Below are 23,544 nucleotides of genomic sequence, written 5' to 3' on the forward strand. Positions count from 1 at the left end.
GAACTGCTAACGGCCGTTGTTGGCCTTGATGACGGAGAGGGCCGCAGTCGAGGTGTCGTCTCCTGCCCTGCCGGCGGCCTGGTCCGTGCCGGCCGTAGCTGACGTGTCGCTGCCCTGCTCCGCGACCGGAACATCGTGGTCCGTTGCCGCTGCGGCAGGCGTTGCAGGGATCTTCGTCACGTGCACTGCTGCCTGCGCAGGCAAGGGAACGGCGGATACCGAGGGCTGGACCGGCACCGGCACCACTGTCACGGCGGGCATCCCCGCCGCCGGGCCGCCGTCGAGCGAGTTCTGCGTGGAAGAACCCGTGCGGGACTGACCTTCCAGGGACGGTGTGGCCGCCGGGGTGCTGGCGCCCGAGCCTGCCGGCACCGTGCCGGCAGCGTGCCCGGGCTGGGTTGGCGGCTGGGGCTCGACGCTGATGGGTTGGCCGCCGTGCTCTGCGATATCGGCGGCAAGCGTCTCAAGCATGCCCTCTGCTTCGGCCACCATTTCGGCATCGCCCGCAGCAATGCCCTTGACCAGGTACTGGGCGAGGGCAAACTCCGCAGACAGGGCCGCCCGGCGCAGCAGGTGCGCGTCCGGGGTGTCGCGGCGGCTGGCGGTGTAGCCGGCCAGGACGGCGTCAACGAAGTCCTGTTCGTTGGAGGCCACCAGCCACGCAAAATCGTCGGCGGGGTCGCCGATCCGAAGATCGGTCCATCCCGTAACTGCCGTGACACGCTGGCCCTCCACGAGCAGGTTGTCCTCGTGCAGGTCGCCGTGGACCACGCAGGGGTTGAAGCGCCAGAGCGACACGTCTTCCATGGCGTGTTCCCAGCGCAGCAGAAGCGCCGAAGGAATCTTGCCGGTGGTGGCGGCCTGGTCCAGCTCGTTAAGCCGGCGCTGGCGGAACTCATTGGGGGTGTAACTGGGCAGGTCGGCGTTGCTGACCAGCGTCCGCGGAAGGTCGTGGATGGCTGCCAGGGCCACGCCGATTTCCCGGGCCAGCGGAGCCGGGCCGGCGGTGAGGTCTTCAACGCTGCGGGTGCTGCCGGCCAGGTGCGAGTAGACGAAGGTGCTCAGGGTCCCCAGCCGGACACTGCCGGCCACTGTGGGCATGAGGAACGGCAGCTCAGCCCGGATGGCTGGAGCGAAGGCACGAAGGACCAGGAATTCCGTTTCCAGCCGGGCACTGGCTTCCGCATGGCGGGGTGACCTGACGCGCCAGCGTTTTCCTTCCGAGTCAAGGAGCAGCGCCGAATCGAAGTCCGCAGGATCATCCGGCGCGGAGCTAACTGCCGTGGGGGTCAGTCCGGGGACTGCCGCTGTTGCAACGGCTGCCAGTTCAATCGGTTTTCTTCTCACCGTCCCACGGTAGATTGCCCGCCGTCCAAGACGCCGGTCCGGTAACGGCGAGTCTCCAGATACGTCCAAAACAGGGGGATACCCAACGGGGCCAGAATGTTCAAATGTCAGTCCCAGTCAGTACGGTGGAGTCATGAGCCACGCGGAGTCTGCCACGCCCGTCCACCAGGAAATGCCCGCCCAGGGTCAACCAGCGCATACCCCGGACGGGCCGGGACTTCTTGCTGCCAACCATCTTCGCGACACCCTGCTTCCGGTCCGGCCGGCCCTGGTGGACAGGGGCTCTACTGAGCGGATGAAGGAAGGCATGGTGGAAGAGCTCCTGGCCGCTCCGGACACCTTGGCCGTTGTCTTGGCGGGCAGGCAAGGGCTGGTGAGCGGGGGCAGCCTCTTCCTTGCCAACGCCCGTGTACTGCACACGGAGCTGGCCGCGGCGGGTGCCGTTCCGGAGTTGATGGTTTACCTGGGATCCGCACTGCCGGCGGCCGATCTTCCCACCGGGACGGAACTGCTGCTGTTCGTGCTTCCCGCCCCTGTCGAGACGGGAACGGCAGGCGTTCCCCAAGAGGCTTCATGGGCCGGGTTCCGTGACGTGGCGGCTGGCCTGGGTCCCACGGCGACAGCCCTCTTCGTGGAGGCAAGTGCCATTGCCAACTGGCATGCCGGCCATACACACTGTCCGCGGTGCGGCGCGCCCACCGAAGTGCAGGCCGGAGGCTGGGTGCGGCGCTGCCCCGCGGATTCCTCGGAGCACTATCCGCGGACAGACCCTGCCATCATCGTGACGGTGGTGGGCCCTGACGGCCGCCTGCTCCTGGGCGGCGGGGGCCCGGCTGACGCAAAGAACTTCTCCACCCTGGCCGGCTTCGTGGAACCGGGAGAGTCCCTGGAACAAGCCGTGGTCAGGGAGTTGTTCGAGGAGGTTGGCGTCCGCGTGAAAGCCTGCCAGTACCTGGGCTCGCAGTCGTGGCCCTTCCCCGCCTCGCTTATGCTTGGATTTACCGCCATCACCGATGACGCCGTGGCAACGCCCGACGGCGTGGAGGTCACCAGGGCGCGCTGGTTCAGCCGCGAGGAACTCCAAGACGCCGTCCTCAGCGGTGAAATCACTATTTCCAGCCGGCTTTCCATCGCCCGGGCACTTATCGAACACTGGTACGGCGGCCGGATCCGGGACCTCGCCGACGCCTGAGATCAATATTCATAAGGCTGGGCGCGGCAGTCGTACAAAGCAGCAACGGGACACAGAGCAATAGACGTGACTACAGACAATTTCACCGGAGCACATTCACAGGACGGTACTGCCTCATTGGAGGACCGCATCCTGGGCGGGCTTGACGCCGAACAGCGCGAGGTGGCCAGCACCCTGAACGGACCCCTCTGCGTCCTGGCAGGGGCCGGAACCGGAAAAACCCGGGCCATCACCCACCGCATCGCCTACGGGGTCCACTCCGGTGTCTACACACCGCAGCGGCTCCTGGCTGTGACCTTCACGGCGCGGGCTGCGGCGGAGATGCGAAGCCGGCTCCGGGACCTTGGAGCAGGCAACGTCCAGGCCCGGACGTTCCATGCTGCGGCGCTGCGCCAGTTGCAGTTCTTCTGGCCACAGGCCGTAGGCGGTACGCTGCCGAACCTCCTGGAGCACAAGGCGCAGACCCTGGCGGAAGCGGCCCGCCGGCTGCGGCTCAGCACGGACAGGGCTTCCATCCGGGACCTCGCCTCGGAAATTGAGTGGGCGAAAGTTTCCATGCTGACCCCGGCCAACTACCTGGAAAACGCGCAGGACAGGGGCGCCCCGGGCGGCTTCGACCTCACCGCCGTGGCCCGCGTCTTCCAGTCCTACGAGGACGTGAAGACAGACCGCAACGTCATCGACTTCGAGGACGTCCTCCTGATCACCGTGGGGATCCTGCAGGAGGACGAGAAAGTGGCAGCCACCGTCCGGGAGCAGTACCGGCACTTCGTGGTGGACGAGTACCAGGACGTTTCGCCCCTGCAGCAAAGGCTTCTGGAGCTCTGGCTCGGTGGCCGGGACGAACTCTGCGTCGTGGGCGACGCCAGCCAGACCATCTACTCCTTCACCGGTGCCTCGCCCCGGCACCTCCTGGATTTCAAGGCCCGGTACCCGCAGGCCAACGTGGTCAAGCTGATCCGCGATTATCGGTCCACACCCCAGGTGGTAAAGCTGGCAAACGACCTGCTGGCCGGACGCCGCAGCGGTGGTCCGGCAGCGGATGCCGCGTGGGCCTCGCCCCTGCAGCTGGTGGCGCAGCGGCCCGCCGGCCCGGTACCCACGTTCACCGAGTGCACCGACGACGAAGCCGAAGCCGCCACCGTCGCGCAAAAGATCAAGGCGCTGCTCGAGGCCGGCACCCCGGCCAGCGAAGTTGCCATCCTGTTCCGTACCAACGGGCAGTCCGAGGCCTACGAACAGGCTCTGGCCGCCGCCGGCATCGGCTACCAGCTCCGCGGCGGCGAGAGGTTCTTTGCCCGTAAGGAAGTCCGGGACGCCATCCTCCAGTTGCGTGCCGCCACCAGGGCGGTGAGCGAAGACGGGGCCAGTGAACCGCTCGGGCAGTTGGTGCGGGACATTGTCGCCTCCCTCGGGTATACGGAGTCCGCCCCGCACAGCGGAGGTGCACTGCGCGAACGGTGGGAGTCCCTGGCGGCGCTGGTGGCCCTCGCCGATGAGCTGGTCCAGGTCCGCGGCCCGGAGTTCGGGCTGGCGGACTTCGTCAACGAACTCCAGGAACGTTCGCTCGCCCAGCACGCCCCCACGGTGCAGGGCGTCACCCTGGCGTCCCTGCACGCCGCAAAAGGCCTGGAATGGGACGCGGTGTTCCTGGTGGGCCTCAGCGAAGGGTTGATGCCCATTTCCTTCGCCGATTCCCCGGAATCGGTGGATGAAGAGCGCCGACTCCTGTACGTCGGCATCACCCGGGCACGGGAGAACCTTTCCCTGTCCTGGAGCACGGCGCGTACGCCGGGCGGGCGGGCCAACCGGAAGCCGTCCAGGTTCCTTGACGGACTCCGTCCCAACTCCGTGGCAACGTCCAACACCCGGGGGAAGGGCCCGGCTCCTCGGCGGAAGGCTGCCGCCCCGGCAGTGTGCAGGGTCTGCGGCAGCATGCTCTCCTCTGGTGCGGAGCGCAAGGTGGGACGGTGCAATGCGTGCCCGCCCAGCTACGAGGAGCAGACGTTCGAAGCCCTGCGGACCTGGCGCCGTGAGGTGGCACTCTCTGCCGATGTGCCCGCTTTTGTGGTCTTCACCGATGCAACCCTGACCGCCATCGCCGAAGCGAGGCCGGCGTCAATCGAGGACCTCGCCGGCCTGGCGGGCGTAGGCCCATCGAAGCTTGAGAAGTATGGCGAAGACGTCCTGCGGGTACTGACCGAGAGCGCTGAGCTGTGACGTATGGCGGGTCGGCCGCACTGACCACAGCCGACGGCGCACCGGTGGAGGTCAGGCGGTCTTCCCGCCGGACCCGGACGGTGGCTGCCTTCTGGGAGGACGGGACTGCCGTCGTCGCCATTCCTGCGCGCTTTACGCCGGCGCAGGAAATTGAGTGGGTCCGGCGCATGCTGGCAAAGCTGCAACGGCAAGGGGAACGGCGCAGCGCGGCGGGCAGGAAACGGCCGGCCTCCGATGCCGCCCTTGCGGCCCACGCCGCCCACCTTTCTGCCCAATACCTGGGTGGACGGGCAACACCGGCGTCCGTCCGGTGGGTCAGCAACCAGAATTCACGCTGGGGCTCGGCCACGCCGGCGGAGGGCACCATCCGGCTTTCAGACAAGCTGAAGCCGATGCCCCAGTGGGTCATCGACTACGTCCTGCTCCACGAACTTGCGCACCTCCTCGTGGCCGGACACAACGCCGCCTTCTGGAAGCTGCTCGAGGCGTACCCGGAAACGCAGCGCGCGAAAGCCTTCCTGGAAGGGGTGTCCTTTGCCTCGGCGCGCGGCCTCGCCACCGGCCGCGGAGCCGGGAACGACAAAGCCGGCGCCCTGCCGGAGCCCGAAGGCTGGCCGGAGGACGCCGACTAGGGGGAGTGTGCTGCCACGGCAGCAGGAAGGTCAGGCCTTCGGCTGGGTGCCTTCGCCGCCGTCGCCGTTGCTGTCGTCGCCGGTGCTGTCGCCACCGGGTCCACCGGAGTCGTCCGAGCCGGAGCCTGCGCCGCCGTCTCCGCTCTCCGCGGCGCCAGCTGGTGCTTCGGTGGCGTCATCGGTGCCGGGGGCATCAAAACCACCGCTGAGCAGCTTCTGCAGGGCATCGTCCACTTCGCTGTCGCTGGCCTCGGCCAGCTTGCGGCGGGCGCTGAAGCCCTTGGGGTCGTCCAGGTCCTCGGCGGTGGGCAGGAGGTCCGGATGGTGCCAGATGGCGTCCCGGCCTTCGACACCGCGCTCCTCCTTCAGGGCGGCCCACAGCGTGGCCGCATCCCTGAGGCGGCGCGGCCGCAGCTCCAGCCCCACCAGGGAAGCGAAGGCGTGCTCTGCCGGGCCGCCGGTTGCGCGGCGCCGGCGGACGGTTTCACGCAGGGCGGCTGCGGACGGGAGCACATTCTCGGTGGCCGCGGCCGTCAGCTCGTCGACCCAGCCCTCAACGAGGGCCAAGGCGGTTTCGAGCTTTTCCAGTGCCTGTTCCTGCGCGGGGGTGCGCTTCGGCATGAAGACACCCTGGGAAAGGGCTTCCTGGATTCCCTCGGGGTTGCTCGGATCCAGGTCCCGGGCGAGTTCTTCGATGCGCGAGGTGTCGATGTGGATGCCGCGGGCATATGCCTCAATGGCTCCGAGGAGGTGCCCACGCAGCCAGGGGACCTGCACGAACAGGCGGGCATGGGCGGCCTCACGCACTGCCAGGAACAGCCGGATGTCGTTTTCCGGCAGGGACAGGCCCTCGCCGAATGCGGCAACATTGGCAGGCAACAGGGCCATTTCCAGGTCGGCAAGCGGCACGCCGATATCCGTGGAGCTGACAACGTCAGCGGAGAGTGCGCCGATGGCCTGGCCCAGCTGCATGCCGAAGATGGCGCCGCCCATGTTCTGCAGCATCGAGGAGGCGCCGCCCATCATGGACTTCATTTCCTCGGGCATCTGCTCCGTCATGGCGGAGGAGAGGGCATTGGCGATACTGTTCGCCACCGGCTCCGTCAGCCGCTTCCAGGTCCCCAGCGTTGCCTCGACCCACTCCGCACGGGACCAGGCCCGCCCGATCAATCCGGTGGACGGCAGGTCCGTGACCGGGTCAAGCCACAGCTCGGCCAGGCGGAGGGCCTCATCCACGTCCCGGGACTGCTGGGAGGTCACCGAAGGATCGGAGCTGCTCGCGGCCACGCGCCGTGCATTGTCGTGCGCCAGCGTCCAGTTGACGGGCCCTTCGGACGGGGCACTCATCATGGCCTGGACCTGGGAGAACATCTGGGCCAGCAGGTTGGGGTCGTTCGGCAGGCCGGCGGCCTTGGCGAGCTCGGCCGGATCGAAGTTTTCCATGCCCTTGCCGCCCATCAGGTTCTGCAGCATCTCGGCCAACGGGTCCTTGGGGGTATCGTCGCCGTTCGAAGAATTGTGTGGGTTGGAGGTCATGATCCCGCCGATCGTCGGTGTGACTGGTGCTCAACCTTCACGGTACCCCGGCCATCCACGGCTGTCTGCCGCACCGGCTTGACGTTCGCTGTGGGCAAAGAGCACCCGGGTCCTGCCACCGCGTACTGTTGTTGGGTGACTACAACCCGTGGCGGGTACCCCTCCGAGGACCACGCTTCAGAGCTTCTTTCCCAGCCCCGGCAAGGGGATCACGACGGCGGAGCGGCCGGCGGCAATGACGCGGACGGCGGCGCGCCTACAGGACCTGCGCCCCGGCGAAGCCCCAGGGTTTCGGCCATGATGCTGGCCGGCGTGACGGCACTGGGCCTGGGCATCGCCGTCGGGGTCCTCCCGGTGCCGTACGTCATCGAGTCCCCGGGACCCACGTACAACACCCTGGGCCAGGGCCAGGGAACGCCCGTCATCAAGGTCACCGGGCACGAGTCCTACCCCGCGGCAGGCAACCTGGACCTCACCACCGTCTATGTCGACGGCGGCCCTAACAGCCCGGTCAGCATCCTGACCGCTTTCTCTGCCTGGCTCGACCGGTCCAAGTCCGTCTACCCGGTGGAGCTGATCTATCCCACGGGGACCACGAAGGAAGAAGCGGCCGAGCAGAGTGCCGTCGCCATGACCACGTCCCAGGAAAATGCCGTCGCCTCGGCACTGAACGAACTGAAGATACCGTTTGGCCAGCAGCTGCAGGCCGCTGGATTGTCCGACGGGTCGGCGGCGGAAGGCAAGATCCGGGCCGGGGACGTCCTCAAAACCATCAACGGCAAGGCCATCACGTCGTTAAGCGTCATCCAGGACGAGCTCGCGGCGGGCAAGGGCGCCCCCGCAGCAGTGGTGCTGGAACGGGACGGCCAGCCGGTGACTGAGACCATTACCCCCAAGGACAACGGGGAAGGCCGGTTCATCCTCGGCGTGATGCTCAAGTACCTGTTTACGTTCCCCTTCGATGTGCATATTTCGCTGGACAAAGTGGGCGGCCCGTCGGCCGGGCTCATGTTTTCCCTGGGCATCATCGACACTGTCACCCCCGGTGACTTGACCGGCGGCAAGCACATCGCCGGCACGGGCACCATTTCGCCGGACGGCACCGTCGGGGCCATCGGCGGCATCGTGCAGAAAATGCAGGGCGCCCGCGCCGGGGGAGCCACCCTGTTCCTGGCACCCGCGGACAACTGCGGGGAAGTGGTGGGGCATATCCCGGACGGGCTCCAGGTGGTCAAGGTGGGCAAGCTCGCGGAGGCGAGGTCCGCCGTCGAACGCGCAGGCAGCGGCCAGGACACAACGGGCCTGCCCACCTGCGGAAACAACTAGACTGGGCGCATCTAGACTCGACAGGAACTAAGCCTTACCGCCACTCGTGGCAAAAGGTGACGGACAATTCCAGCTGCAGGCCGGGGGAGTACGTCACTCGCACGCACGCTTCGAAAAATCTGACGACCAGCTATGAGGTACCCAGTTTGTCCCGTCCCGCCAGCACCATGTCCACCGGCAGACCCCCTTCCCGACGCGGCGCGCTGACGCCCACCCTGATCGTTGTTGCCCTCGTCGTGGTGGGCTTCATCTTCTTCGCCAACGTCTGGACCGATGTCCTTTGGTACCGGCAGCTGGGGTTCATCGAAGTCTTCATCACCGAGAACCTTTCCAAGATCGCCATCTTCGCTGCCGGGTTCGCCGTGATGTTTGCGGGCGTTTTCTTCGCCATCCGCATTGCCTACCGCTCCCGGCCGGTCTACGCCCCGGATTCCGACATCCGGGACAACCTCAACCGCTACCAGGCTCAGCTGGAACCGGTACGGCGGGTGGTCATGATTGGCCTGCCCATCCTGTTCGGACTTTTCGCCGGAAGTGCAGCCGCGAGCCAGTGGCAGAAGGTATTGCTCTTCTTCAACCAGGTGGGCTTCAACAAGCAGGACCCCCAGTTCAACATGGACATCAGCTTCTATGTGATGGTCCTGCCCTTCCTCGGATTCGTCACGGGCTTCCTGATCAGCGTGGTTGTCATTGCCGGTATCGCCGGCATCCTGACCCACTACCTCTACGGCAGCATCCGGCTTATGGAGCGCGGCGTCTACACCGCCCGTGCCGCCCAGATCCATATTGCCGTCACCGGTGCCGCGTTCCTGATCCTGCTGGGCGTCAACTTCTGGCTTGACCGCTATTCCTCGGTCCAGAGCAACAGCGGCCGCTGGGCCGGTGCCCTCTACACGGACGTCAACGCCGTCATCCCCACGAAGGCCATCCTCGCCGTCGCTGCCGTGCTTGTCGCTGCGCTGTTCATCGTGGCAGCCGTCATTGGCCGCTGGCGCCTGCCAGTCATTGGAACGGCGATGCTGATCATCACGTCCATCCTGGCCGGTGGAGTTTACCCCTGGGTGATCCAGCAGTTCCAGGTCCGTCCCTCGGAAGAAACACTGGAAAAGGACTACATCCAGCGGAACATCGACAACACCCGCAGCGCTTACGGGCTCGATGGAATCCAGGAGACCCGCTACGACGCCACCAACACCGCGACTTCAGGTGCCCTGGCCCCGGACGCGCAGACCACCGCAAACATCCGCCTGCTGGACCCCAACCTGATCTCGGATGCCTTCGCGCAGCTGGAACAGTACCGTCCGTACTACCAGTTCCCCGAGGCCCTCAATGTTGACCGGTACGAGGTGGACGGCAAGATTCAGGACACCGTGATCGCTGTCCGGGAACTGAACCCCACCAACGTGGCAGCCAACCAGCAGGGCTGGTTGAACCAGCACGTGGTGTACACGCACGGCTACGGCGTGGTGGCAGCCAAGGGCAACAAGTTCACCGTTGACGGCAAGCCGGAGTTCCTGCAGTCAGGCATCCCGTCCAATGGCGTCCTGGGTAACGACACCTCTTACCAGCCACGCATCTACTTCGGTGAATCCTCGCCCGAGTACTCGATCGTCGGTGCTCCGGAAGGCACCGCGCCACGTGAGCAGGACCGTCCGTCCGGCCGTGAAGGGGAAGGCGAAACCCAGTACACGTTCACCGGCAACGGCGGCCCGAACGTGGGCTCGTTCTTCAACAAGGTCCTGTACGCCATCAAGTTCCAGTCCTCGGACCTGCTGCTTTCGGACGGCGTGAACTCCGAGTCACAGGTCCTGTACGACCGAAACCCCCGTGAACGCATCCAGAAAGTTGCGCCTTACCTCACCGTGGACGGCAATGCCTACCCGGCGGTGGTTGATGGGCGCGTGAAGTGGATCGTGGACGGTTACACCACCAGCCAGTACTACCCCTATTCGCAGCAGAAGCAACTGTCCGAGGCCACTGCAGACACGCAGACCACCTCCGGCCGCGCTGTGGCCCTGCCGAACAGTACCGTGAACTACATCCGGAACTCCGTTAAGGCAACCGTGGACGCCTATGACGGCTCCGTCACGCTCTATGCCTGGGATGACCAGGATCCCGTGCTGAAGGCCTGGAGCAAAGTGTTCCCAACGTCGCTGAAGCCGTATTCGGAGATGTCCGGAGCGGTGATGAGCCACGTCCGCTACCCCGAGGATCTGTTCAAGGTCCAACGTGAACTGCTGGGCCAGTACCACGTGACGGATCCGCGCAGCTTCTACAAGAACAACGATGCCTGGAGCGTCCCGGCCGATCCCACCGTGGACACTGACGTGAAGCAGCCGCCGTTCTACATGTCACTGCAGATGCCGGACCAGGACAAGCCGGCGTTCCAGCTCACGTCATCCTTCATTCCGCAGATCGTCAATAACAACGCCCGCAACGTCCTGTACGGCTTCCTGGCCGCGGACTCCGACGCCGGCAACCAGGCGGGGGTCAAGGGTGAGGGCTACGGTAAGCTGCGCCTGCTCAATATCCCGCCGGAAACCCAGGTCCCCGGCCCGGGCCAGGCGCAGAACAAGTTCAACTCCGATCCCACGGTGTCCCAGGCGCTGAACCTGTTGCGCCAGGGTGCCTCGGACGTGCTGAACGGCAACCTGCTGACGCTGCCCGTGGGCGGCGGCATCCTGTACGTGCAGCCGGTCTACCTGAAGTCGACCGGTGAGACGTCCTACCCCACCCTGCAGCGCGTGCTGGTGGCGTTTGGTGACAAGGTGGGCTTCGCCCCCACCTTGGATGAAGCACTCAAGCAGCTCTTCGGTGGTAATTCCGGCGCAGCAGCGGGCGACTCGGACAATAACGGGCAGACGCCCGCCGGGCCCGCTAACCCGTCGGAACCGGGAGCGGACGCCAAAGCCGAGCTGAAGGCGGCCCTGGACGAAGCAAATGCTGCCATCCAGGCCGGCCAGTCGGCTCTGTCAACCGGTGACTTCGCCGCTTATGGTGAGGCGCAGAAGCGGATCACCGCGGCGCTGAAGAAGGCCGTGGACGCCGAGGCCAAGATTCCCGGCACCACACCGGAAGCCAGCCCGTCACCCACGGCAACGCCGTCGCCGTCGCCCAGTAACTAAGCACAGGCGCGGCGTCCTGCGGCACCTCCGGGCGCACGGGACCTGTACGAAAGTACGACGACGTAACGCGGCACCCGCTTCCTCCGGGAAGCGGGTGCCGCTTGCGTAACGGACGTCACGCTCTCTGGATTTGGCCTGGGGTTCACCTCCCGGTAGAGTAGTTCTTGCGACGCGGGGTGGAGCAGTTCGGTAGCTCGCTGGGCTCATAACCCAGAGGTCACAGGTTCAAATCCTGTCCCCGCAACTATGGAAAGACCCCGTTCGGCACACCAGCCGGACGGGGTCTTCTTTTTTCCGTGGATGAGGGTAGTTCCTAGTATTCTCGTTCGCAGGGCTTGCGTGCCGCGAGCACCTGGCCAGTCATTCTCGAGAGGAATGTAGTTCGATGTCCACACCCACGAAGAAGCCCGGCACCGCCACGGGTAAGCGGTCCCGACTCTACTGGGGCGTCCCGGCCGTCCTCGTGGCGCTGGTTGTGGTGGTCCTGGCCGCCCGATGGCTTGTGGGCCTTCCCGCCGTGGCTTCCTTCGTGGCTGACTACCCGGGCCATTCGGAGCTGCCGGACTCGGCACCGGAGGGCTTCCCGGCGTGGCTGGCGTGGCAGCACTTCCTCAATGCCTTCTTCCTGCTGCTGATTATCCGTACGGGCTGGCAGGTGCGCACCACAACCCGTCCCAGCGCCCACTGGACCCGCAACAACAAGGGCCTGATCCGGACCCGGAATGCGCCAACGAAGATCAGCCTTGAGCTGTGGTTCCACCTCACCCTGGATGCCCTGTGGATCCTCAACGGCCTGGTGTTCGCTGTCCTCCTGTTTGCCACGGGCCAGTGGATGCGGATTGTCCCCACCAGCTGGGATGTCTTCCCGAATGCCCTTTCGGCCGCCCTCCAGTACGCTTCGCTGAACTGGCCCACCGAGAACGGCTGGGTCAACTACAACGCGCTCCAGCTGCTCACGTACTTCATAACCGTGTTCATTGCCGCACCCCTGGCCTTCATCACCGGGCTGCGCATGTCCGGTGCATGGCCCAAGAAGGCTGCCGGCCTGAACAAGGCGTACCCCATCGAGTGGGCCCGTGCAGTGCACTTCCCGGTAATGATCTACTTCGTGGCCTTCGTGGTGGTGCACGTGTTCCTGGTCTTCGCCACGGGGGCGCTCCGGAACCTCAACCACATGTACGGTGTGCGTGACGACGACGGCTGGTTCGGTTTCTGGGTCTTCGCCGCTTCCGTTGCCGTCATGGTTGGCGCCTGGTTCCTCGCCCGCCCGCTTTTCCTGCGCCCCATCGCGTCACTGATGGGCAAGGTCAGCCGCTGACCCTGCTGACTCCGCCGGCCCCTACGGGTAGTCAGGAGTCCTTGAGCTTCTGGTAGGCGTCCAGTGCCCGCTCCCGCGACTCGGGGAGCTCCACCAGGGGCTGAGGGTAGCCGTCCAACTCCGCCGTCCAGGGCTCGTGGATCGCCTTGCCCTCAAGGCCGGCGATCTCCGGGATGAACCGGCGCAGGTAATCGCCGGCGGCGTCGAACTTCTTGCTTTGGGTCACCGGATTAAAGATGCGGTAGTAGGGGGAGGCGTCCGCGCCGGAGCCGGCCACCCATTGCCAGTTGGCGGGATTGTTCGCGGCGTCGGCGTCCACCAGGGTGTCCCAGAACCATTGTTCGCCCACCCTCCAGTCGGTCAGCAGATTCTTGACCAGGAAGGATGCCGCTGCCATCCGGACGCGGTTGTGCATCCACCCGGTCTGCCAGAGCTGGCGCATGCCGGCATCAACCAGCGGGTAGCCAGTCCGGCCCTGCTGCCACGCGGCCAGTTCCTTCCGGCTCAGCGATTCCCACTCGAACTTCTCAAAGTCCGGCCGGAAGCTGCGGGTGGCCAGATCCGGATTGTGGTAAAGCAGGTGCCAGTTGAACTCCCGCCAGCCGAGTTCGGAGCGGAAGATGCCGACGTCGGCAGGAACCTTCCGCGGATGGCGGCGGCGGATCTCCCGCCACACGCGGAACGGACTGACTTCGCCGAACCGGAGGTAGGGAGACAGCCGGCTTGTCCCTTCGGTGCCCGGGATGTTCCTTCCGGTCCCGTAGTCCTCAATGGGGCCGTCCAGGAAGTCCGTGAGGCGATCCAACGCGCCCTTCTCGCCGGGCACCCATGTATCCGCCAGCCCTCCGCTCCAGTCGGGTGAGGTTGGCAGCAGCTTCCAACTGCCCAGGGAGTCGCTGGCCGGGAGGCCGCGGCCGGATGAAGCGGGTTCGGGAAGGTCTTTCGGAACGTCGAGAGGATCCCGGATGTCGCCGGCTGCCAGGCAGGCGCGCCAGAATGGTGAGTAGACCTTGTACGGGCCGCCGGCACCGGTTTTGATCGTCCAGGGCTCGAAGAGCAGGTTGGCCTGGAAACTGGAGGCTTCGATGCCGTTGTCCGCGGCCCATTCCTTCAGGCCGGCGTCGATGTCGCGTTCCGGCCCGCCATAGCGGCGGTTCCAGAAGAGGTGGCCCGCATGCGTCTGCTTGGCCAATGAACTGATGACATCGGCGGCCTTGCCGCGGCGCAGGACCAACCGGGAACCCTTGGCTTCCAGGTCGGCGCCGAGGGCCGCCAGGGAGTGGTGGAGCCACCAACGGGTGGCCCCTCCGAGCGCCCGCACGCCGGGCGACTCCTCGTCCAGGACATAGACCACGGTCATCGGTGCACCGAGGTGCGCAGCCTCGGACAGCGCAGGGTTATCGTCAAGGCGAAGGTCGTCACGCAGCCATACAAGTGACGTCAGATCTGTGGAAGCCATGCCACCACGCTACACACCGGGGAACGGCAAAGGGCCGGGACTTTCCGTCCCGGCCCTCAGCGATGTCGATTACCTGCCTTCGCAGGCTCAGAGCTTGTCGAAATCGGCCTCATCAACGGTGGACGCGGAAGCGGCCGAATTGCCCGAGCCGATGGCCTGGGTGCTGTTGCCGCCGGATTTCAGGGCGGCCAGGCGGGCCTCGATCTCCACCTGCTCACCAAGGTCTTCCAGCTGGTTGAACTGTGCATCGAGGCTTGAGGCAGCGAGTTCCTGCTGGCCACGGACCTTTGCCTCTTCGCGGCGGATCTTCTCTTCGAAGCGGCCCACCTCGCTGGTGGGATCCATGATGTCGATGCTCTTGATGGCATCGTGGACCTGGGACTGCGCGGCTGCGGTCTTGGACCGTGCCACCAGTTCGTTGCGCTTGCTGGTGAGCTGGTTGAGCTTGCCCTTCATCTGGTCGAGGCCGTTTTTGAGCTTGTCCACCACTTCGCGCTGCGAGGCGATGCTGGGCTCAGCGCCCTTGGCCTCGCTCTCGGCGGCCATCTGGCGCTGCAGTGCCACTTTGGCCAGGTTGTCGAACTTCTCGGCGTCCGTCACATCGCCGTTGCTACGGAACTCATCGGCCTTGCGGGAGGCAGCCAGGGCCTTGTTGCCCCAGTCGCGGGCATTGCGGACATCCTCGTTGTAGTCGTCTTCGAGCATGCGGAGGTTGCCGATGGTCTGTGCCACGGCTGACTCAGCCTCGGCGATGTTGTTGGTGTAGTCCCGGACCATCTGGTCCAGCATCTTCTGCGGATCCTCAGCATTGTCCAGCAAGGAGTTGATGTTTGCCTTCGCCAGCTGAGCGATGCGGCCGAAAATGGACTGCTTAACCATGGTGTTACCTTTCGTCCTGCTCTGTTGTGGCCACTGCTGCCAGTGAACAGTGGTGTACTGCGCCTATCCGCCTGCCGGCACTCCGGCGGGCGCCTAGTTTGTGGGATCAGAAGCTTCCCGAGTCCCCGCCGCCGAAGTCTCCTCCGCCAAAGTCGCCGCCACCGAATCCGCCGGAGTCTCCGCCGAAACCGCCACCGCCGTCGCCGTGGCCGCCGCCCCAACCGCCACCGCCGCCGCCGTTGAGGATGGAGTTGATCAGGATGCCGCCCAGGATGGCGCCACCCAGGCCGCCGCCTCCGCCGCCGCCGAACATGCCGCCCCGGCCGTAGCCCTGGTTGGCGTAGCCATCAAAGTGGTCCACATCCGCCTGCGCCAGCTGGGCTGCCTGCGCCGCGAGGGCGTGTGCCTGCTGCGCGTAAGTGAGGGCCGTCACCGGATCGGTCCGCGCAATGGAGAGCGCATAGTCCAGGTTCCGCTGGGATTCCGCCAAACGGGTGCGCGCCTCAGTGCCGACGCCGCCGCGGCGGGCCGTGATGTAGTCCGAGGTGGCACTGATCTGCGCCTGGGCGGACATGATCGTCTGCTGCAGCGAGGCCTGCGCCCGGCGCGCCTGTTCCTGCTGGTCGCGGATTCCGGTCAACGACTGGTCAAGGGTCTGATGGGCGGTCTCAACCCGCTGCAGCGTGGCGATGGGGTCGATCTTGCCGCCCTGGATTTCGGCTTTGACCTGGGCCAGTGCAGCCTCGACGCCTGCTACCGGGCCGGCAAGCTCGGGGTGGGCACCGGACTGGATCATCGCCCTGGCCTGGGCCAGGTCCTGGGAAGTGTCCACCACCGCGGCCTCAAGTCCATTCCGGGCCTCGTCCAGGCTGGACGACAGCTTGGAGATGGCATCCATCAGGACGTTCGTCTGGTGCAGGCTTTCCTCGGCCGCGCGCACGGCCACGGCGGCGAGGCTTGCTTCTCCTTCGTCCAGTTTCTGCTGCGCGGCGGTGCTGGCGTTCTTGACGAAGGCGAGGCGTTCCTTGGCCTGGAGAATGTTGTCGGACACCTGGGCCAGGGCACTGTCGGCGTACTTGGCACGCAGTGTGGTGAGCGATTCTTCGGCGTTGGCAATTTTTGCGTCGGCGTCGCGTGCTCCGGCGTTCACGGCTGCCAAGGCCTGGGGAGCATTCTTTTCGAGTTCGCGCAGGGAATCGAAGTCGGCTTTCTGCTCCTGCAGGGATGACAGCGCGGCCTCCGAGCGCCGGATGATCTCTCCGAGCCAGGTCCGCTGCTGCTCCTCGGTGTCCGGGATGTGGTCGTCGAGCTGCTGCTGGAGCTTGAAGGATTCGGTCATGTGGGCCTTGGACTCTTCAAGGGCCTTCGTGAAGTTGCCCACGGCGGAGTCGCCGTACTGTGCTTGGGCGAACATGAGTTCCTGCTCGCTCGACTTGATGGCGTCGTCTGCCTCGATCAGCAGCGAACCGCTCTTGCGGCGCAGTTCCTCGACGCTGAGGGAAGCCAGCGGATCCACCTGGCCACCCTGGGGGCCGTAGCTGGCGCTCGAGGCCTGGCCGGCGGCTTTCTTGCGCCGGTTGCGGGAGTACAGGTAGGCGCCGGCACCTCCGGCGGCTACCACGCCGGTTCCCACCAGCACGGCCGCACCAGCGCCGTTCCCGGAGGACACATTCCCGCTTCCTCCGCCGGCAGCATCTCCGATGGCCGCTGCCGTGTCGATGGCTGCCTGGGCGTAGTCCTTCTTACCGCCGGCCAGGTTCGCGGTGACCGCGTTTTGGCTGATGTTGGCTTGCTTAGACCGTATGGGACTCGAAGAGTTGGTGACGAAGTTGAACTTTCCGTCATCCACTGCCATCGCCAGAACTGCGTCGGCGCGGCCCATGCCTTTCAGCTCTGCCACCTTTTGCGTCCACTGAACGGGATCGGTCGGGCTGGTGAATGTGTCGACCGTGACAACGTAGAGGTTGTATTTGTGGTCCTTAAGCAAGTCCTGGATGGCCTTCTGGACTTCGCCCTCGCGGCTGCCAAGAACCTTCGCGTTGTCAACGATGTTCTTTCCCGAGGGGATGGAAACCGGATCTTCGGCCCAAGCCGCGCCGGCGGGAACCGCCAGCAGGCCGGTAAGGCCAACGACGGCGAGAATACGTTTGAACTTTGACCGCATGTGCAACCCTTCAGCACGCCTGACACCGATTCCGGACGAATCAGTCGTCACGAAATCCAGCAGCGCCCCCACGCTTGGTGTGAAGCCGCAGGTCGCTGTGGCATTTCATCTTGATTCTATGGTGCACCCCACAGGCCGTCCATCGAGGTGAATATGCCACCAGCGAAACGTCGGGGGCGGGGCCGCTCACAGGGGAAGCCACGGCCAATGACCAGGCGCCCAGCCGCGTTCAGCAAGCTCCCAGCAAACATCCGAACTTGTTCCAGCGACGGGGTACATAGTTAATGCAGACGAGGATGAAAGGAAGTCCCATGACTGAGAACCAAAGTTCCGGACACGGCCCCGAGGACGGCCGGTCCACCAGCCGTAATCCCTGGCAGCAGCCCACGATGCCCGGAGACGGCCCCACGGACGCTCGGCATGCGGACGGTGCTGCTACGCCCCCTGAGACAGCGGGGAGCCAAGGCCCGGATGGCAATGCGCCTACCCATGCGAACAGCGGGGGAGCGGACCGAGGGCGCCAGTACCCCACGGAACAGTTTGACCGCCAACCCACGGACAACCCCACGCGGGAAATTCCGCGAGGCCAGCAGCCCGAGTACCCGCAGCGCCAGCCTTTTTACGGCCAGTCGGCGTATTACGGGCAGAACCCGCAGCACCAGCACAACCAGCACAACGGGAACGCGCACCACTACGGCCAACCGGCTGCCGGAACTGCCCACGGGGCACCCGGAGGCGGCGTTGGACTTGCCCCCAACGCCAAGGATGCTCCACGGCGGAAGGCGACGTTCGGCGTCGGGACGCTGGTGGCCAGCATCCTCGCGGCCGGCCTCGTCGGCGGGGGCGTGGCCACGGTGGGCTCCGGCGAGCTGTTCGGCAGCACGGGAACCTCCACGACCGCCAGCAGCAACAGCCAGCCGGGCACCGTGATCGTCAACAACCAGGACAGCGTCAATGAGATCACCGCGGCAGCCGTGAAGGCGTCGCCGAGCGTGGTCACCATCAGCGCCACCAGCGGAAGCTCGGGCGGAACCGGCTCAGGCATCGTGCTTGACGACCAGGGGCACATCCTCACCAACACCCACGTGGTGACCCTGGACGGCCAATCCGCCAACGCGAGCCTGGAGATCCGCACCAGCGGCGGCAAAGTGGTTCCCGCCAAGCTGGTGGGCACCGATCCTTTGTCTGACCTTGCAGTGATCAAGGTCGATGACACATCCGGCCTCACGCCAGCCACGCTTGGCGATTCCTCCAAGCTCAATGTGGGCGACACCGCCATCGCCATCGGCTCCCCGCTGGGACTCACCGGCACCGTCACGGACGGCATCGTCTCAACCCTTAACCGCACCATCAGCGTGGCTTCGTCGGCGGCGCCTGAAGGCGGCGACAACAGCCAGGGCGGAGACGAGGGCTTCCAGTTCGCGCCTCCCGGCGGCGGCCAGAGCCAGCAGAATTCAAGCCAGGGATCCATCGCCATCAACGTGATCCAGACTGACGCGGCCATCAACCCGGGCAACTCCGGCGGTGCATTGGTCAACAGCAAGGGCGAGATCATCGGCGTGAACGTTGCCATCGCCTCCGCTGGCTCGGGCACCTCATCCTCCTCCAGCGGCAACATTGGTGTTGGCTTCAGCATCCCCATCAACAACGCCAAGCGCGTGGCCCAGGAGATCATCGATAACGGAAAGGCGTCACACGGGCAGCTTGGGGTCAGTGTCAAGGCAAAGACGACCTCCGGAGCATCCTCTGAGTTCTCCGTCGGCGCCGACGTTGCCACCGTAGAAGCCAATTCGCCCGCGGCCAACGCGGGGATCAAGGTGGGTGACGTTATTACCAAGTTCAACGACCTCGCCATCGGTGAGCCCAACCAGCTGACGGCAGCTGTCCGCGAACAGCCGGCAGGGTCGTCGGTGAAGATCACGGTCCTGCGCAGCGGCAAGGAACAGACGTTCGACGTCAAGCTGGGCACCGCGGCCAGCTAGGGCCACTACGCCAGTGAACCGGCAATAACGACGGCGGCGCCGCACCTTCGGGGGCGGCGCCGCCGTCGTTCCTGAGTCGCCGGGCCGCCGGGTTTCCGGATACGGGCGCCCGCGCAGGGAAACGCACGGACACAGGGGTTAACCGGGCGTCACATGGCGGTCGCAATATGGTTAGCTAGACCTACCCGCATGCCGGGCATTCCGCGGCCATGACCTCACCCGGCTGGCTGTCCACAAGCATGGAAGGCTGCTGTCACTACAGTGGAAGATACTTTGAAGATTGTCGTCCTGGTCAAGCATGTACCGGACGCCCAGTTCGACCGCCACCTCAACGGGGAGGGCAACACCACGGACCGCGATGAAAGCATCCTGTCCGAGCTGGATGAGTACGCGCTCGAAGCTGCGCTGCAGCTCGCCGAGGCTCGGGGCGGCAGCAAGGCCGGCAACCAGGTCATCGCTTTGAGCATGGGACCCTCCGGCGCAGTCAACGCCGTCAAGAAATCACTGCAGATGGGTGCCACTGAAGGCGTCCACCTCACCGACGACGCCCTGGCGGGCTCTGATGCGGCGGCAACCTCGCTCGCGCTCGCGGCAGCCATCCGGCACCTCGGCCAGGTGGACCTGGTCATCACCGGCATGGCATCCACTGACGGAGAGACGTCCCTTGTGCCGGCACAGCTGGCCGAGCGGCTTGGCCTGCCGCAGGTCACCTTCGCTTCTTCGCTGGAGGTCGCCGGTGGCAGCCTGACTGCCCGCCGCGACGCGGATACTTCCTCGGAAACCGTCGAAGCACCGCTGCCCGCAGTCGTGTCCGTGACGGACCAGATCAACGAGCCCAGGTACCCCAACTTCAAGGGAATCATCGCTGCAAAGCGCAAGAGCATTGCCACGCTGTCCCTCGCGGACATCGGAGTTTCCCCCGACCAGGTTGGCTTCGCTGGATCCTGGACCACGGTGACCAGCGCCGAAGAACGGCCGCCACGCACCGCCGGCACCATCATCACCGACGAAGGCGACGCCGGCATCAAGCTGGTGGACTTCCTGGCCGCCCAGAAGCTGCTCTAAGAGGATCACAGACATGGCAAAAGTACTCGTTTTCATTGACAACCCGGGCGCAGCCCTGAAGAAGAGCAGCCTTGAGCTGCTGACCCTGGCACGTTCGCTGGGGGAACCCGCCGTCGCCGTCAACGGTGAGCTCACCGACGCCGTTGCCGCGTCCCTTGCCGAATACGGCGCCGCAGCCGTGCTGCGGCCCTCTGCCCAGGACCTGAACGACTTCCTGGTTGCCCCCAAGGCGGCTTTCTTGGCTGCCGCCGCCGAAAACACCGGAGCCGGCGTCGTCCTGCTGGACAATTCGCCGGAAGGCAAAGAGATTGCCGCACGGCTGGCCATCCGGCTCAACGCCGGCGTCATCACCGACGTGGTGTCCGTGGATGCCGACGGAACAGCCCACAAGTCAGTCCTGGCGGGGTCCTACACCACCGCGTGCAAAGCCAAGACCCCAGTATCTGTCCTGACCATCAAGGCCAACAACGTGGTACCGGAGCCGGCGGCAGCGGCCTCGGCACCGGAAACCGTGACCGTGGAGGTTTCGGCCGGAACCGTTCCCGCTGCCCGCATCACTGCCCGCGAGCAGAAAGCGGCGAGCGGGCGCCCCGACCTGACGGACGCACGCGTGGTGGTGGCAGGCGGGCGCGGCATGGACGGTGACTTCGGCCCCGTCGAGGAATTGGCAGACGCACTGGGCGCTGCCGTAGGTGCATCGCGTGCGGCTACGGACGCCGGCTGGATCAGCCACGACGCCCAGGTGGGGCAGACCGGCAAGACCGTGTCGCCGCAGCTTTACATCTCCGCGGGCATCTCGGGCGCCATCCAGCAGAAAGCCGGGATGCAGACTTCCAAGGTCATCGTCGCAGTCAACAAGGACGCCGAGTCTCCGGTCTTCGAAATCGCAGACTTTGGAATCATCGGCGATGTGTTCGAGGTGCTGCCCCAGGCAGCGGCGGAGATCAGGAAGCGTAAAGGCTGAACCTTGGCTGCACTGATTCAGCAGGACCAGAGCCCGTTCAACCCGGAAATCCACCGGGTGGAGCGGGTGCTCTGTTTTGCGGCCCATCCGGATGACATCGACTTCGGGGCTGCCGGGACTATCGCTGCCTGGACGGCGGCAGGGGTGCAGGTGAGCTACTGCATCATGACTGACGGCGACGCCGGGGGATTCGACCCGGCACACCGGGCAGACATCATCGCCATGCGTGACGCCGAGCAGCGAAGGGCCGCCGAACTCGTGGGCGTCTCCGACATCCATTACCTCCACCAGCGCGACGGCTACCTTGAACCGACGCACGAGGTGATGCGGGGAGTGGTGCGGCTTATCCGCGAAATCCGTCCCGACGTCGTGCTTTCCATGCATCCCGAGCGTAACTGGGGGCGCATCCAGAAAAGCCATCCCGACCATTTGGCGGTGGGCGAGGCTGTGACACGCGCCGTCTATCCGGCGGTTGAGAACCCCTTCGCTTACCCGGAACTGGGTGAGGCGGGCCTCGAAGCCTATAAGCTGCCGTGGCTGTGGCTCTACGCGGGCCCGGAAGAGCGCGAAAACCACGTGGTGGACGTGACCGGCCATGTGGACGCGAAACTTCGAGCCATTCACGTGCACGTGAGCCAGCACCCCGATGTGGCCGCCATGGAGGCAGCCGTCCGGCAGGGCATGAGCGTCAACGCCCAGCGGGCCGGGCTGCCGGCCGGGAAGAGTGCAGAGGCGTTCCATGTAGTGGCCGTGAACGGCCCAGGGACTATCGCCGGCTTCTAGCCGCCAACGCAGAACACCCCGCCTCCTTCGGGAGACGGGGTGTTTCGTGCGTTCCAGGTCCGGCTACGCTCCGAGCGGAGCGGCTGCGACAGTGGGCAGGGTGGGGGTACGGGAACCGCCTGCAGGCTCCACGGTGATTCCGAGGGTTGAGGCTGACGAGATGCCTTCAACCACAGCCGGCTTGGAGAGTGCTTCCTTGTCCATCAAGCCCTGGGAGACGGGCGCCGATCCGTCCTTGGGAATGAGCCACATCTGGTAGACCTTGCCCGCCGGGGGCGCCGGAACGCCGTTCATCCTCACCACTGCGGCGTTTTCCGAGGGCGAGATGAACAGTGTCGCCGTACCGCCGCCGGTAACGTCCACAGAAGCCTCGCGAAGATCCGAGGCCCTGACTACCTGGTTGACGGGATCGTTCTGGTCCGCGAAGTAGGCTCCCAACCCAACTCCGCCCAGGGCTATTGCCGCTGCGGCAGCGACGCCAGCGAGCCATCGGCGCGTTCCCGAAGTCCGGCGACGCTCTTCCCGTCGCTGGCGCGCCTGGGCGAGTTCGTCGCCATCGGCCTCGACGGAAACTGCTGCCGGTGCGGCTACGGAGGCCAATGGGTGCGCCGGAAGCTGGGCGACGATCCGTTCAAAGAGGTCTGCCGGGGGCTCTTCCTCGAATCGGAAGGTGGCAGCCAGCGTTTCCCGTGCCTGGCGGACCCTGTCGAGGAAGGCCTGCCGCTCGGGCTCCGGTGCGGAGGAGACGTACTCATCAATGGCGCGCCGCTCCTGGTCCGTCACGGCGTCCAGGGCATAAAGCTCGGCCAGATCGACGGCCCTGCCCGATGCGAGATCCGCGGCGACCGTATCGCCGAACGATCCCGGGCGGCCGTAGTGTCCATGGTTCATATCTGTCATCTCAGCTCACCCCCAAACAGGTCTTCAATCGGATCAGCCCGTCGCGGATTCGGGATTTAATGGTTGGTACTGCAGCGTTCAGCCGTTCAGCGACTTCCCGGTAGGTAAGGCCGCCGTAGTAGGCCAGGCGCACTGACTCCTGCTGCGTTTCGGTCAGTGTCTCTAGGCAACGCACCACAGTTTCGGCTTCCAGCCTGCTGCTGACCTCATCGGAAACGCTGTCATGCTCTATCTCCTGCGAGCTTGCTCCGTACTTCGCTTCGCGGTCGCTGGAGGATTGTGCCGATCTCACCCGGTCCACGGCCCGCCGATGGGAAATCGTCATCAGCCAGGAGAGCGGGCTTCCCGCCGAGGAGTCGAACTTTGCAGCGTTCTGCCACACCTGCAGGAAGACTTCCTGGGTGGTGTCTTCGCTGAGTTCGGGGTCGATCAGCACCCGGCGCGCCATTCCGAACACCCTGCGTGACGTCAGCCGGTAGAACTCGGCGAACGCTGCCTGGTCGCCGCGCGCTATCCCCTCCAACAGGACTGCCAGTTGATGGCTGGAGTCAGCCGGGGGATCTGTTACTGCTGCCACAGCCTCGGTGTTTGGCGCCTTGGGAGTCTCCATTGCTTCTAAGCATAAGTCTCCTGGCGGAGAATCTTTAGCAAT

Annotated in this window: 17 protein-coding genes and 1 tRNA gene; 11 read left to right on the forward strand and 7 right to left on the reverse strand. The window is 65.6% G+C overall.

Going from position 1 to position 23,544, the window contains the following annotated elements; genetic code table 11:
- Positions 1 to 6: 6 nt before the first annotated feature.
- Positions 7 to 1,347 carry a macrolide 2'-phosphotransferase gene (locus UC32_RS03055; protein ID WP_045729728.1) on the reverse strand — a complete coding sequence of 447 codons (1,341 nt, stop codon included), beginning with the start codon at positions 1,345 to 1,347 and terminating at the stop codon, positions 7 to 9.
- Positions 1,348 to 1,480: 133 nt separating this feature from the next.
- Here UC32_RS03055 and nudC point away from each other — a divergent pair, with 133 nt between their 5' ends.
- The 3 genes from nudC (at position 1,481) to UC32_RS03070 (ending at position 5,391) form a co-directional block, all read left to right on the forward strand.
- Entirely contained in the window at positions 1,481 to 2,539 is a 1,059-nt protein-coding gene (nudC, locus tag UC32_RS03060; RefSeq protein ID WP_045729729.1) for an NAD(+) diphosphatase, read from the forward strand.
- A 66-nt stretch (positions 2,540 to 2,605) separates the two neighbouring features.
- Positions 2,606 to 4,759 (forward strand): ATP-dependent DNA helicase UvrD2, encoded by a 2,154-nt coding sequence (locus UC32_RS03065; RefSeq protein WP_045729730.1) that lies wholly within the window; start codon positions 2,606 to 2,608, stop codon positions 4,757 to 4,759.
- On the forward strand, positions 4,756 to 5,391 hold the full coding sequence (locus UC32_RS03070; protein WP_045729731.1) for a M48 metallopeptidase family protein: 636 nt from the start codon (positions 4,756 to 4,758) through the stop codon (positions 5,389 to 5,391). Before UC32_RS03065 ends, UC32_RS03070 begins: the two co-directional genes overlap by 4 nt.
- 30 nt (positions 5,392 to 5,421) lie before the next feature.
- Here the strand turns inward: UC32_RS03070 and UC32_RS03075 are convergent, their stop codons facing one another.
- Positions 5,422 to 6,927 carry a zinc-dependent metalloprotease gene (locus tag UC32_RS03075; RefSeq protein ID WP_045729732.1) on the reverse strand — a complete coding sequence of 502 codons (1,506 nt, stop codon included), beginning with the start codon at positions 6,925 to 6,927 and terminating at the stop codon, positions 5,422 to 5,424.
- 135 nt (positions 6,928 to 7,062) lie between these two features.
- Here UC32_RS03075 and UC32_RS03080 point away from each other — a divergent pair, with 135 nt between their 5' ends.
- The 4 genes from UC32_RS03080 to UC32_RS03095 all read left to right on the forward strand — a co-directional run bounded on the left by UC32_RS03080 (position 7,063) and on the right by UC32_RS03095 (position 12,696).
- Positions 7,063 to 8,253, forward strand: a complete 1,191-nt coding sequence (locus UC32_RS03080; protein ID WP_235423567.1) for a YlbL family protein — start codon at positions 7,063 to 7,065, stop codon at positions 8,251 to 8,253.
- 167 nt (positions 8,254 to 8,420) lie between these two features.
- A complete protein-coding gene (locus tag UC32_RS03085) occupies positions 8,421 to 11,378 on the forward strand; it encodes a UPF0182 family membrane protein (RefSeq protein WP_200896298.1) in 2,958 nt (985 codons plus the stop codon).
- A 170-nt stretch (positions 11,379 to 11,548) separates the two neighbouring features.
- A tRNA-Met gene (locus UC32_RS03090) sits at positions 11,549 to 11,622 on the forward strand.
- 141 nt (positions 11,623 to 11,763) lie between these two features.
- Positions 11,764 to 12,696, forward strand: a complete 933-nt coding sequence (locus UC32_RS03095; protein WP_045729735.1) for a cytochrome b/b6 domain-containing protein — start codon at positions 11,764 to 11,766, stop codon at positions 12,694 to 12,696.
- A gap of 31 nt (positions 12,697 to 12,727) precedes the next feature.
- Here UC32_RS03095 and UC32_RS03100 read toward each other — a convergent pair whose 3' ends face one another.
- The 3 genes from UC32_RS03100 to UC32_RS03110 all read right to left on the reverse strand — a co-directional run bounded on the left by UC32_RS03100 (position 12,728) and on the right by UC32_RS03110 (position 17,198).
- On the reverse strand, positions 12,728 to 14,155 hold the full coding sequence (locus UC32_RS03100; RefSeq protein ID WP_045729736.1) for a cryptochrome/photolyase family protein: 1,428 nt from the start codon (positions 14,153 to 14,155) through the stop codon (positions 12,728 to 12,730).
- An 87-nt stretch (positions 14,156 to 14,242) separates the two neighbouring features.
- Positions 14,243 to 15,034, reverse strand: a complete 792-nt coding sequence (locus UC32_RS03105) for a PspA/IM30 family protein (RefSeq protein WP_045729737.1) — start codon at positions 15,032 to 15,034, stop codon at positions 14,243 to 14,245.
- Between the two features lie 106 nt (positions 15,035 to 15,140).
- Positions 15,141 to 17,198: a TPM domain-containing protein gene (locus UC32_RS03110; RefSeq protein ID WP_045729738.1), complete on the reverse strand. Its 2,058-nt coding sequence runs from the start codon at positions 17,196 to 17,198 to the stop codon at positions 15,141 to 15,143.
- A 311-nt stretch (positions 17,199 to 17,509) separates the two neighbouring features.
- On the opposite strand from UC32_RS03110, the gene UC32_RS03115 reads away from it, so the two are divergent.
- The 4 genes from UC32_RS03115 (at position 17,510) to UC32_RS03130 (ending at position 21,992) form a co-directional block, all read left to right on the forward strand.
- Positions 17,510 to 19,180: a S1C family serine protease gene (locus UC32_RS03115; protein WP_045729739.1), complete on the forward strand. Its 1,671-nt coding sequence runs from the start codon at positions 17,510 to 17,512 to the stop codon at positions 19,178 to 19,180.
- Positions 19,181 to 19,453: 273 nt separating this feature from the next.
- Positions 19,454 to 20,245, forward strand: a complete 792-nt coding sequence (locus UC32_RS03120; protein ID WP_045729740.1) for an electron transfer flavoprotein subunit beta/FixA family protein — start codon at positions 19,454 to 19,456, stop codon at positions 20,243 to 20,245.
- 13 nt (positions 20,246 to 20,258) lie between these two features.
- Entirely contained in the window at positions 20,259 to 21,209 is a 951-nt protein-coding gene (locus UC32_RS03125) for an electron transfer flavoprotein subunit alpha/FixB family protein (RefSeq protein WP_045729741.1), read from the forward strand.
- A gap of 3 nt (positions 21,210 to 21,212) precedes the next feature.
- Positions 21,213 to 21,992: a PIG-L deacetylase family protein gene (locus UC32_RS03130; protein WP_045729742.1), complete on the forward strand. Its 780-nt coding sequence runs from the start codon at positions 21,213 to 21,215 to the stop codon at positions 21,990 to 21,992.
- 63 nt (positions 21,993 to 22,055) lie between these two features.
- Here UC32_RS03130 and UC32_RS03135 read toward each other — a convergent pair whose 3' ends face one another.
- Together UC32_RS03135 and UC32_RS03140 are read right to left on the reverse strand one after the other, a co-directional pair.
- Positions 22,056 to 22,892, reverse strand: coding sequence for an anti-sigma factor (locus tag UC32_RS03135; RefSeq protein WP_045729743.1), 837 nt, complete (start codon positions 22,890 to 22,892; stop codon positions 22,056 to 22,058).
- A 1-nt stretch (position 22,893) separates the two neighbouring features.
- Entirely contained in the window at positions 22,894 to 23,502 is a 609-nt protein-coding gene (locus UC32_RS03140; protein WP_045729744.1) for a sigma-70 family RNA polymerase sigma factor, read from the reverse strand.
- Positions 23,503 to 23,544: the final 42 nt, after the last annotated feature.

The sequence above is a fragment of the Pseudarthrobacter chlorophenolicus genome (assembly GCF_000962805.1).
In the GTDB taxonomy this organism is placed as follows: domain Bacteria; phylum Actinomycetota; class Actinomycetes; order Actinomycetales; family Micrococcaceae; genus Arthrobacter; species Arthrobacter chlorophenolicus_A.